Origin of the sequence: Haemophilus parainfluenzae (assembly GCF_003253005.1) — a bacterium.
Taxonomy (GTDB): domain Bacteria; phylum Pseudomonadota; class Gammaproteobacteria; order Enterobacterales; family Pasteurellaceae; genus Haemophilus_D; species Haemophilus_D parainfluenzae_M.
In genome coordinates this window covers 1-12,111 of record NZ_QEPZ01000001.1, presented here as the reverse complement: position 1 = coordinate 12,111, position 12,111 = coordinate 1, and the positions used below count along the sequence as shown (strand labels likewise).

Below are 12,111 nucleotides of genomic sequence, written 5' to 3'. Positions count from 1 at the left end.
CGTTAAGTTGTAGGTAAATATTATGAGTAATAATGATTTCTTAGTATTAAAAAATATCACTAAATCTTTTGGTAAATCCACAGTCATTGATAATTTAGATTTAACCATTAAACGTGGCACCATGGTAACCTTATTAGGTCCATCTGGTTGTGGTAAAACCACGGTGCTACGTTTAGTAGCAGGCTTAGAAAATCCAACTTCAGGTCAAATTTTTATCGATGGCGAAGATGTAACCAAATCATCTATTCAAAATCGTGATATTTGTATCGTATTCCAGTCTTACGCATTGTTTCCGCACATGAGTATCGGTGATAACGTAGGTTATGGTTTGCGTATGCAAGGCGTGAGCAAAGAAGAGCGCGCTAAACGTGTAAAAGAAGCGTTAGAGTTGGTTGACTTAGCGGGGTTTGAAGATCGTTTCGTGGATCAAATCTCGGGTGGTCAACAACAACGTGTAGCATTAGCACGTGCGTTAGTATTAAAACCAAAAGTCTTACTTTTTGATGAACCATTAAGTAACTTGGATGCAAACTTACGTCGTTCTATGCGTGAAAAAATCCGTGAATTACAACAAAGTTTAGGTATTACCTCACTTTATGTGACTCACGACCAGACTGAAGCATTTGCGGTGTCCGATGAAGTTATCGTCATGAATAAAGGTAAAATCATGCAAAAAGCCCCGGCAAAAGAGCTTTATTTGCGTCCAAACTCTTTATTCCTGGCAAACTTCATGGGTGAATCTAGCATCTTTGAAGGTAAATTGGAAAATAACACCATTGACGTGAATGGCTACAAATTGCCATTAAGTAATGCGGCACAATTTAATTTACCAGATGGCGAATGCTTAGTGGGCGTACGTCCTGAAGCGATTTACTTAAAAGCAGAAGGCGAGGCAGCACAACAATGTGAAATTAAGAGTGCGGTCTATATGGGTAACCACTGGGAAGTGGTGGCGATTTGGGCTGGCAAAGAATTACTCATTAACACCAAACCTGAAGACTTCAATGCTAATCTGAAACAAGCTTATGTGAACTTCTCTGAACAAGGCATTTTCTTGCTGAAGAAAGAGAAATAATATCAATCTAAAGGCGTATGGAAACATACGCCTTTTCTTTTAAAACCCTTTCAAAATTGACCGCACTTTTTCTTTCATTTTTATTTTCCCTAACAGATCTGTATAATATTTACCCTTTGAATATAAACGATTACAGGAGGAAAGCATGATAAAACCGGATACTTTACCGCAATTTTTGCGTAATAAAGTCGAGGAAAATGATGCCTTTGGTCTTGTGGAAGGACTGTGCCAATTATTACGTAGCAGCCCTACAGAAAAAATTTCTCCAACCTTGCATTTGTTTAAGTTTATCTTAAAGAACGACAAAGAATTAGGCTGTTCTGTTTCGAAATTATTATGTGGTTGGTTATGTGGTTTACGTCTTTACCCGTTGTTTATTAGCAGTGGTATTCTTACGCGTGGCGGTTTTGGGCAAGAAATGAAAACGCGTATTTATGAGCGTTTTAACCCCTCTTTTAAAGATATTAATGATTTACGTGATATTTTTTATTTATTGTTTAGCGATAAAAATGATGCGCGCTGGATTGATGCCGTCCCATTAAAAACGTGGCGAGGCGTATTTGGCGTTTTAACCCGTTATACAGAACAAAAAGATCGGGAACGTTTAAAAAATCATATTGAAAGTGAAGGGTTATTTGCCATTGAGATGCTTTCAATTTGGATTGCAGCTGAAGATATGGATCCTGAACTGATGCGAATGGAGCCCTCTCTGTTGAATGCTGATTCCCCTTTTGTCGCATTGCACCATGAAGTGGTGAATTGGTTACAGGCACGTCGCCAATCAACCGTTTTTGATGATAGCCATTTACAGGTAATGTTTAGCCAATGTAAAAAATTGGTTGAGCGTTTGCAAAAACGTGGAGCCGTGGTGGGCTTTTCTTTAAATACGGCTTATTTACTGGAGCGTCTTTCTCAGACCTTAGAACGATTAGAAACCTTGATGGCGATTTTTGTTTCAAATCGCTATTTACCACGCCGAATATTGTTATTAACTGGCTGTTTTGCCCGCGCAGCAGCAGAAAAACATAGCATCACCCGATTATGGAAACAAAGCTCAAGATTAATTTCACGTAGCATTACCCAAAATGCGGGCGATCATGGCGAGCATTACATTACTCGAGATAAAAAAGAGTACTGGGCAATGTTTTATTCTGCGGCAGGTGGTGGAGTATTAATTGCACTGATGGCGCTATTTAAAATCTATCTAGGTAGCATTATTGATGACAAAGTCTGGAAAGGGATTGCCGAAGGCTTAAATTACGGCTTAGGTTTTATGGTGATCTTTATGTTGCATTTTACGGTAGCGACGAAACAGCCAGCCATGACTGCAGCCCGTTTTGCTGAGGCTGTTGAGAAAACGCCTCAAGGTAAAAGCGTCAATATGAAATTAGCTCAATTATTAGTAGATGTATTTCGCTCTCAAAGTATTGCGGTGCTAGGCAATGTACTTATTGCGATGGGATTGGCTGCATTGATTGCTTTTGGTTACCAATATAAAACAGGTGAGCCGTTGATGAATGCTGATCAAATCGCTTATCAGTTGCATAGCATTGATCCTTTTGCGGGAACCTTATGGTTTGCAGCCATTGCGGGTGTATGGTTATTCTGTTCAGGGATTATTTCTGGCTATTTTGATAACCGCAGCAATTATTTGAATATGCGTATGCGTTTAACGCAGCATCCATTATTGAAAAAATTAATGTCTGAGAAATCTCGCGTTAAATTTGCGAATTATATGCATGAGAATTATGGCTCGCTTATCGGTAATCTTTGCTTTGGTATGCTGCTTGGTCTTACGGGTGTGGTAGGTTACTTAACGCACCTTCCGTTAGATATTCGTCATGTGGCATTTTCATCTGCGAATGTAGGCTATATTGCTGTGAGCGGACAATTCACCTACTCATTGCTTTTACAATGCATTGGTTTTGTATTGTTGATTGGTTTAGTGAATTTAATTGTCAGTTTTTCATTAACGCTTTGGGTTGCACTGCGTTCTTTGAATGCGGAAATTGAGAGTTGGTGGCCAATTTGGCATGAAGTTTGCCAAATTGTGAAAAAACGTCCATTGAGCTTATTTCTTCCCGTTCAATTAGATAAATAATCGTCTTAAGTGCGGTCAAAAATATCAACGTTTTTGACCGCACTTTCTTTTCGACAAATTTAATTTGCGTTATCATGTCGCTCATCTAATGCTATAACTTTATGAATTATTCTAATGAAACCCACATTTCTTGAACTTCGTCACCTAAGAACCTTGCTTGCTTTAAAGGAAACGGGCAGCGTCTCGATGGCGGCAAAACGTGTTTATTTAACACAATCGGCACTTTCTCATCAAATTAAGTTAATGGAAGAGCAATTCGGTTTACCTCTTTTTGAGCGTAAAAGTAATCCATTGCGTTTTACTGCAGCAGGCGATCGTTTGATTCGTCTTGCCAATGAAATTCTTCCAAAAGTGGTTGATGCCGAACGTGAGCTAGCACGTGTAAAACACGGTGATGCAGGGCAATTACGAATTGCAGTAGAGTGTCATACCTGTTTCGACTGGTTAATGCCTGCGATGGATGAATTTCGTCAACATTGGAGCTTGGTAGAATTGGATATCGTCTCAGGTTTCCATACCGATCCGGTAGGATTGTTATTATCTCATCGTGCAGATTGGGCAATTGTGTCAGACGTTGAACAAAATGATGATGTTTTATTTAAGCCGCTGTTTTCTTATGAAATGGTGGGAATTTGTTCTAAAGATCATCCATTAGCGAATAAAGATGTTTGGCAGGCGGAAGATTTTGTTGAGGAAACTTGGGTAACCTATCCTGTGCCTGATGATATGTTAGATTTATATCGTCAAGTGTTGAAACCAAAAGGTATTAATCCGCCTCGTCGTACGACAGAGCTAACGATCGCCTTGATCCAGTTAGTGGCGAGTCGTCGTGGTATTGCCACTGTGCCTTATTGGGCTGCCTTGCCTTATTTAGAAAAAGGGTATGTAGTAGCACGTAAAATTACAGAAGAAGGGTTGTACAGTAACCTTTATGCGGCAATTCGTAAAGAAGATGCCAATTTAGCTTATATCGAAGATTTCCATCAAACAGTAAAAGCACAAAGTTTTTCGACCTTACCTGGTTTGTCTGTTTTAGCGTTGTAGTAGGTCAAGATGTCAGAAGTAGTGACAGAAAATCCCATCAAAGCCGCGGCAAAAGCAGCATTTCCTTACAGCATGCCAATGCTTGCTGGCTTTTTATTTTTAGGCATTGCATACGGCATTTACATGAAAGCACTTGGATTCGGTGTTTGGTTCCCCGTTGCAATGGCAGCATTAATTTATGCCGGATCTGTTGAATTTATTGCAGCCGCCGCCTTAGTTATGCCTTTTTCGCCTTTAAGTGTTGCATTAGTTACGCTGATGGTAAGTGGTCGTCAGATTTTTTATGCCATTTCCATGTTAGAAAAATATGGTACTCAAATTGGGAAAAAACGTTGGTATTTAATTAGTACTCTAGTAGATGAAAGTTTTTCCCTAAACTATATGGCGAAGATCCCCGATCATTTAGATAAAGGCTGGTACATGTTTTTTGTCAGTTTTTATCTCCACCTCTATTGGGTCGTTGGAGCCGGATTAGGTAACCTATTTGGTTCAATCATTCCTTTTGATTTAAAAGGGGTAGAGTTTGGTATGACAGCACTTTTCCTCGTAATCTTTGCTGAAAACTGGCTAAAAGAAAAATCTCACGAAAGTTCATTGTTAGGTTTAGGCGTGGCTTTTGCATCTCTGTTAATTGTGGGGAAAGAACACTTTTTAGTGCCAACGCTAATCAGTATCTGGATTCTATTAACGGTACGACGTCCTAAACTTTCACCTAAATTGGAGGCACTAAAATGACATTGATGGAACAGATTATCACCATTGCTATTTGTATTTTGTGCGTGCAATTTACCCGCTTGTTGCCTTTCTGGATCTTTCCTGAAAATCGCCCTATTCCAGAATATATCCGTTATCTCGGCAAAGTATTACCTGCCGCGATGTTTGGAATGTTAGTAGTGTATTGCTATAAAAATGTGGATGTGTTGAGTAGTTATCACGGCTTGCCCGATTTTATTGCGGGAGCTTTGGTATTGGGATTGCATTTCTGGAAAAAGAATATGTTTATTTCCATCTCGGCAGGCACAATTTTTTATATGTTTTTAGTGCAAAAAGTCTTTATCTAAGCGAATGTTGAGCGAAATAAAAATTTCTTGATATTGCAATCGGTTGCTTTTATTTCGCCTCTTTCCCTGAATTCCAAAATCTTTTATGATGCCGCTTCAATCATTGTTGACGGAGAGATTTATGGAATTTAATTTCATTGAATTATTAGGTTATTTGGCAACATTCTTTGTGGCTGTGTCTTTTTTATTTAAATCAATTGTTCATTTGAGAGTTGTCAATGCTATTGGGGCGATACTCTTTGTCATTTACAGTTTGATCATCAAATCTTATCCAGTTGCACTTCTAAACGCATTCTTAGTTTTCGTTAATTTGTATCAACTTTATCGCTTGAAGAAAGAGCAACCGGCATCAAAAGTGCTTAAATAATTGACCGCACTTTTCTTCTATTTACTCCACATTTGATATAACGCAATCACTAGTGGCATAGTAAACATACAAAGCAGCGTCGTTATCCCATAAATGGCGCTGGCTTTTTGTGGATTGTTGTTATAAATCACCGCCATTTGTGTCACTGTCGAAGCTGAAGGGCTAGTGGTAGCTAAAAAGCTAATCAGCACGATAATTTCACCTTTTTCAACCCAATGTACAAAGCCAATGAGCTTTATTAATACCAATAATACAAGCGGAATAATCAACAAGCGCAATAGCGTAACTAAATAAATGCGTTTGGATGCTACGATGGTTCGTAAAGGAATTGCAGCAATCAGCATACCTGCAACAAGCATGGCATTCGGACCAATAAACAAACCAATAGAAGAGAGCGTGCCATTGATAATGTTTGGCAACTTAATTTGAAAAGCAAACAAAAATGCTCCGACGAGAATTGACCAAATATTGATGTTTTTGGCAATCGTCTTCAGCGATAAATTTCCTTTTCCTACAATAATCAAACGGCAATGTGTCCAAAATAGAAAGGTTTGAACCACAATAAAACAGCTGGCGTAAATGACCCATTCTTTACCAAATAGCGACATCACAATCGGAATAATCAAGTTGCCAGAATTAGAATAAATGGAAGTGGCGTGCTCAATAGGATCAAGGTTTAATAGACGCTTTAATAAACGGCCAATAATAATCAGAATGATGTGAAGAAATACTGCCATAAGCAGTGAAAGCTGCAAACCTTGCAGGATTTCAGATGTGTAATTAATTTGAAATGCTTCAATCATCACCGATGGGCTGATGACATAAAGCCCAATAATGGAAAGTGGTTTGCTATCTTCAGATTTTAATAATTTTGATTTAACCAACCCATAGCCAATAAGTACAATGAGTGTCAGTTAAATAATTTTAGTGCCGAGTAAAAAAGTGATATCCATAGTGAATCTTGATAAGAAAAGTTGTGGATATTAAACAATAGATAAAAGAAAAGGGCAAAATAATTTGCCCTTTAAATTGATTTAGGTTATTCCCACTCGATCGTTGCTGGGGGTTTTCCGCTGATGTCATACACGACGCGGGAAATGCCGTTCACTTCGTTGATGATGCGGTTAGATACTTTGCCTAATAAATCATAAGGCAAATGTGCCCAATGTGCGGTCATAAAATCGATTGTTTCTACTGCTCGTAGAGAAATAACCCAATCGTATTTACGGCCATCTCCCATTACACCGACAGATTTCACCGGTAAGAATACGCTGAAGGCTTGGCTGGTTTTTTCATACCAACCGCTATTGCGTAATTCCTCGATAAAGATCGCATCTGCACGGCGTAATAAATCGCAGTATTCTTTTTTCACTTCACCTAATACGCGCACGCCTAAACCTGGGCCAGGGAATGGGTGGCGGTTGATCATTTCAGCCGGTAAGCCTAATGCTAAACCGATTTTACGTACTTCATCTTTAAATAATTCACGTAAAGGTTCAACTAAGCCAAGTTTCATATAGTCAGGTAAGCCACCTACGTTGTGGTGTGATTTAATTACATGTGCTTTACCAGTTTTGCTTGCTGCAGATTCGATCACGTCAGGGTAGATCGTACCTTGTGCCAACCATTTCACATTAGTGAGTTTTTTCGATTCATCATCGAATACATCTACGAATACTTTACCGATAATTTTACGTTTCGCTTCAGGATCTGATACGCCTGCAAGTTCGCCTAAGAAACGGCTTTCAGCATCAACACGGGTAATATTTAAACCGAATTTATCACCGAACATTTCCATGACTTGGTCACCTTCGTGTAAGCGGAGCAAACCGTTATCCACGAATACGCAGTGTAAGTTTTTGCCGATAGCACGGTGTAAAAGTAATGCAACCACAGAAGAGTCTACACCACCAGATAAACCTAAAATCACTTCATCATCGCCTACTTGCTCTTTAATGCGAGCAACGGCATCTTCAATGATGTTTTCTGCTGTCCATTTGGTTTCGCAACCACAGATATTCACGACAAAATTAGTTAATAATTCTAAACCTTTTTTGGTGTGGGTTACTTCTGGGTGGAATTGTACTCCGTAGAAACGACGGCTTTCATCAGACATTGCTGCAATTGGGCAGGTTGGAGTAGTCCCGGTAACTTGGAAGTTTTGAGGTAAACGAGTGACTTTATCACCATGGCTCATCCAAACATCTAATTTGCTATCGCCATCATTTAAATGAGCGAAAAGTGCGGTTGGATTATCCATTAAAACAGAAGCATAGCCGAATTCACGATGATCAGAGGTCTCAGTTAAACCACCAAGTTGCATTGCCATGGTTTGCATGCCGTAGCAAATACCCAATACAGGCACGCCAGCATTAAATACGTATTCAGGTGCACGCGGGCTGTTTTCTTCAGTGGTACTTTCTGGACCACCAGAAAGAATGATACCGTCTGGATTAAATTCACGGATTTGTTCTTCAGTCACATCCCATGCCCAAAGTTCGCAGTACACACCAATTTCACGCACACGACGTGCAATCAGTTGAGTATATTGTGAACCGAAGTCGAGGATCAGGATTTTATGGTTGTGGATGTTTGTCATTTATAATGCTCTTATTATTGATAATGTAGACGGTCAATTTTCTCCAAAATTTTGCAAAAATTAACCGCACTTTAAAATAACAAAAGGCGGGCAAAGCCCACCTTGCGGATTAGCCCATACGATAGTTTGGTGCTTCTTTGGTAATGGTTACATCATGAACGTGGCTTTCTTTAATACCTGCACCACTGATTCGAACGAATTCTGCTTTCGTGCGTAATTCTTCGATGGTTGCGCAGCCAGTTAAGCCCATGCAAGAACGTAAGCCACCCATTTGTTGGTGGATGATTTCTTTTAAGTAACCTTTGTATGGAATACGGCCTTCGATACCTTCTGGTACGAGCTTGTCTGCAGCGTTATCAGATTGGAAGTAACGGTCTGATGAGCCTTTCGCCATTGCACCTAATGAGCCCATACCACGGTAAGATTTAAATGCACGGCCTTGGTAAAGTTCGATTTCACCCGGTGCTTCTTCAGTACCGGCAAACATAGATCCAACCATTACACAGCTTGCGCCTGCAGCGATGGCTTTTGCAATGTCACCAGAGAAACGGATACCACCGTCCGCGATAACTGGAATACCACGGTCTTTTAATGCCGCAGCAGCATCTGCGATAGCAGTGATTTGTGGCACACCTACACCGGTCACGATACGAGTTGTACAAATTGAACCAGGGCCGATACCTACTTTCACTGCGCTTGCGCCTGCGTCTGCTAATGCGATAGCACCTTCAGCCGTTGCTACGTTACCCGCAACGATAGGTAAGTTTGGATATTTTGCACGAGTTTCACGAACACGTTGTAATACGCCTTCTGAGTGACCGTGAGAAGAGTCGATTAACAATACATCTACGCCGGCTTTCACTAAAGCATCAATACGTTCTTCGTTACCTGGGCCTGCACCTACAGCCGCACCGACACGTAAACGACCAAATTCATCTTTACATGCATTTGGTTTTTGTTCCGCTTTTTGGAAGTCTTTAACGGTGATCATGCCTTTTAATTTGAATGCACCATCCACTACAAGTACTTTCTCTACGCGGTTTTGATGCATTAATTCTAAAATTGTTTCACGGCTTGCACCTTCTTTTACGGTAACTAAGTCTTCTTTTTTCGTCATTAATTGTGAAACAGTTTTGCTTAAATCTTTTACAAAACGCGTGTCACGACCTGTGATGATACCGATTAAGTTATTTTCACCGTCTACAACAGGGTAGCCAGCGAAGCCGTTTTTCTTCACCATTTCAGCAAGTGCTGCAAGAGTTAAATCTGGAGAAACTGTTACTGGTTCGGAAACAATACCGCTTTCGAATTTTTTCACTTTTTGAACACGATCTGCTTGGCGTTCGATCGTCATATTTTTGTGAATAAAGCCGATGCCACCTTCTTGTGCTAAAGAGATCGCTAATTTGGTTTCTGTGACAGTATCCATCGCAGCAGAAAGCATAGGAATATTTAAGCGAATTTCTTTGGTGAGTTGAGTTGAGAGGTTAGCTGTGTTCGGAAGAACAGTTGAATGAGCTGGGACGAGTAGAACGTCGTCAAAAGTCAGAGCTTCTTGTTTAATTCTAAGCATGGCAATATCTCGCTGTTAAAAATTGTTTCAAAAATATTGCGGCGAGATTATACAGATTTTTCATGTGGTTGAAAATGAATTTTTTCGCTTTTATGGTAAGATTTGCCAAGGTTTTTATGAGAAGGAATGAATATGTCATCGTTATTAGATTGCTTGTCTGATTGCCAACCTAAAGTGCGGTCAGATTTAATGTCGTTTTTAAATATTGCATCAAATGAATTGGCGCAAGAAACGGCATTCTTGAGAGAAGCGGGATTGAATATTCAAGAAGAAAATGATGTTTATCAGTTAGTGCCAGAAATGCCTTTGTTAAATCCGCAAACAATTTCGACCGCACTTTTCCCTTATTCTGTGCATTATCATCAAACCATTTCTTCAACAAATGAATTTATATCAAGACAAATTGAGCAATTAAAAAAAGGTGATTTGTGTTTGGCTGAATATCAAACAGCAGGGCGTGGGCGTCGTGGTCGCCAATGGCTTTCACCGTTTGCAGGGCAGTTAATTTTCAGTTTTTATTGGACTATCGATCCTAAAAAAGCATTGGATGGATTAAGTTTGGTGATTGGTTTAGCTATTGTAGAAGCGTTAAATGCGAAAGTGAAATGGCCAAATGATATTTTGCTTTCAGGGCGAAAACTAGGCGGTATCTTGGTGGAGATCATTAATCACAAGAATGGGTTGCTTAATTTAGTGGTTGGTATTGGAATCAATGTAAAATTGCCACAATCAACCAAAATTAGTCAGCCGTATGCACAATTAACCGAACAGGATCCTGATATAAATCGTGAAAAGATCCTTGTTAAAGTGATTCAACGTATTTATTCTCGATTGGCTCAATTTGAAGAAAAGGGCATTGATGAAGAATTCATGCAACAATGGATAAACCATAATGAATTTTTTGGTGATGAAGTGAATGTCTTTACTGAGCAAGGTGTGATTTCAGGTATAGAGCAGGGAATTGATAAACGCGGTTATTTAAAAGTCATAACCGATGAAGGCGAGCGCTATTTTAATGCCGGAGAGGTTTCTTTAAGAAGGAAGTAAACAAAAAAGTGCGGTCAAAATTGCTTTGCCCCCCAAAAGTTGGACTCAACAAACCAACAATTGAGGTGCAGATTTTTTTATATGTATGCTAAACCACTTTTTGAATAAGCGCTGAAATGTCATCTGCAAATTTTTCATCTCTTGCCATTTTCTCAATTTCCTCAGCAGAATATTTTTCACCGTTATACACGACAACAATACTCAGATCATTAGGTTGCAAGAAATGTGTTTCGCCGAACTCGGTATAACGGGTGGCGCCAATGCAAATAATCGCTTGTTTCGGATAGTTTGCTTGCTCTAATAAAGAAGCAATATGATTCATCGGTCCCTCATCGGGTTGATTATTCATTCTATCAACGATCCAATCTAATAATTGTTGGTGGAAATAGCTATAACCAATAGCAGGACTGTCAATACCATAAGTATTCAGTTCGCGATTGCGTTTATGGAAGCAAGCGATACGATATTGATCAATTTCACTTCCTTTAATAAAGGAAGAAAGAGGAATCAGTTTTGGTGAAATGCCTTTACTTGCCGCTCCCCAGTTTTTCTTTTCACAGATTTTTTTCGCATTAGGACGACGAATAGAGCAGTCATTATAGGCGGCAAAATAGTGCGGAATAATATGCTCAACTAGCTTTCCTTTATAGATCAGATCACAAATAAGCGCAATTTCAGGCTCAATTTGCAGATTATCAGCACCTTGTGGAAAATTAATTTGATTGTGACTTAAAGGAAAGGTAGAAAGAAAGCCAGCTTTTTCGCTTGGCATATAAAATGGGAAAATCGCTTTGGGTTGAATGGCATTTTCTGTTTTTACTTGAGTGAAATCAGCCGCCTCGCCGGCTTGTTCTAAATGTCCTGCAAAATTGCCTGCTACCCCGAAACCAATCATTTGTTCAAAATTCATAAAGACCTCATTAGATTGCTTACTCTTTGGAGGTAATTTACCTTGAATATTGAATAAAGACAATTCACATTGATGATTAAATCATCAAGCAATAAAAAAATTGAATTTTTTTATAAAAAAGCACTTGCAAAGAATCCTGAAAGTCCTATAATACGCCCCACACAACGACGCGCTGTTGTGAAGCTTTATAAAACCGGTGCGTCGTTCTTTTTTGCTCTTTAACAATATATCAGACAATCTGTGTGGGCACTTGTTGATTGACTTGTTTTAAAAATATTTTTTAATTTTGAAGTCTTAATAGGTGCTAACTAGAAATTCATAATACTTTTTAAGT

At 39.3% G+C, this 12,111-nt stretch carries 11 protein-coding genes; 7 read left to right on the top strand and 4 right to left on the bottom strand.

What is annotated here, in order from left to right; all coding sequences use genetic code 11:
- Positions 1-22 precede the first annotated feature (22 nt).
- From fbpC to DPV97_RS00030, 6 genes are all read left to right on the top strand, one after another.
- Positions 23-1,075 (top strand): ferric ABC transporter ATP-binding protein, encoded by a 1,053-nt coding sequence (gene fbpC, locus DPV97_RS00055; protein WP_070714327.1) that lies wholly within the window; start codon positions 23-25, stop codon positions 1,073-1,075.
- 145 nt (positions 1,076-1,220) lie between these two features.
- Positions 1,221-3,176, top strand: coding sequence for a site-specific recombinase (locus DPV97_RS00050; RefSeq protein ID WP_070714329.1), 1,956 nt, complete (start codon positions 1,221-1,223; stop codon positions 3,174-3,176).
- Between the two features lie 114 nt (positions 3,177-3,290).
- The gene (locus tag DPV97_RS00045) at positions 3,291-4,220 is read left to right on the top strand and encodes a LysR family transcriptional regulator (RefSeq protein ID WP_070714331.1); all 930 of its coding nucleotides are present in this window, start codon (positions 3,291-3,293) and stop codon (positions 4,218-4,220) included.
- Positions 4,221-4,229: 9 nt separating this feature from the next.
- A complete protein-coding gene (gene azlC / locus DPV97_RS00040) occupies positions 4,230-4,955 on the top strand; it encodes an azaleucine resistance protein AzlC (protein ID WP_070714333.1) in 726 nt (241 codons plus the stop codon).
- Positions 4,952-5,281 carry a branched-chain amino acid transport AzlD family protein gene (locus DPV97_RS00035; protein ID WP_070714335.1) on the top strand — a complete coding sequence of 110 codons (330 nt, stop codon included), beginning with the start codon at positions 4,952-4,954 and terminating at the stop codon, positions 5,279-5,281. Before azlC ends, DPV97_RS00035 begins: the two co-directional genes overlap by 4 nt.
- A gap of 121 nt (positions 5,282-5,402) precedes the next feature.
- On the top strand, positions 5,403-5,648 hold the full coding sequence (locus DPV97_RS00030; protein WP_070714337.1) for a YgjV family protein: 246 nt from the start codon (positions 5,403-5,405) through the stop codon (positions 5,646-5,648).
- Positions 5,649-5,665: 17 nt separating this feature from the next.
- On the opposite strand, the gene DPV97_RS00025 is transcribed toward DPV97_RS00030, so the two are convergent.
- From DPV97_RS00025 to guaB, 3 genes are all read right to left on the bottom strand, one after another.
- Complete coding sequence (locus tag DPV97_RS00025) at positions 5,666-6,562, bottom strand: AEC family transporter (protein WP_243585041.1); 897 nt, start codon at positions 6,560-6,562, stop codon at positions 5,666-5,668.
- 125 nt (positions 6,563-6,687) lie between these two features.
- A complete protein-coding gene (guaA, locus tag DPV97_RS00020; protein ID WP_070714339.1) occupies positions 6,688-8,247 on the bottom strand; it encodes a glutamine-hydrolyzing GMP synthase in 1,560 nt (519 codons plus the stop codon).
- Positions 8,248-8,356: 109 nt separating this feature from the next.
- The gene (gene guaB, locus DPV97_RS00015; RefSeq protein WP_070714342.1) at positions 8,357-9,820 is read right to left on the bottom strand and encodes an IMP dehydrogenase; all 1,464 of its coding nucleotides are present in this window, start codon (positions 9,818-9,820) and stop codon (positions 8,357-8,359) included.
- 132 nt (positions 9,821-9,952) lie between these two features.
- Here guaB and birA point away from each other — a divergent pair, with 132 nt between their 5' ends.
- On the top strand, positions 9,953-10,867 hold the full coding sequence (gene birA, locus DPV97_RS00010; RefSeq protein WP_083313300.1) for a bifunctional biotin--[acetyl-CoA-carboxylase] ligase/biotin operon repressor BirA: 915 nt from the start codon (positions 9,953-9,955) through the stop codon (positions 10,865-10,867).
- Positions 10,868-10,955: 88 nt separating this feature from the next.
- Here the strand turns inward: birA and DPV97_RS00005 are convergent, their stop codons facing one another.
- Positions 10,956-11,777, bottom strand: a complete 822-nt coding sequence (locus DPV97_RS00005) for a DUF5718 family protein (RefSeq protein WP_070714345.1) — start codon at positions 11,775-11,777, stop codon at positions 10,956-10,958.
- Between the last annotated feature and the right edge of the window lie 334 nt (positions 11,778-12,111).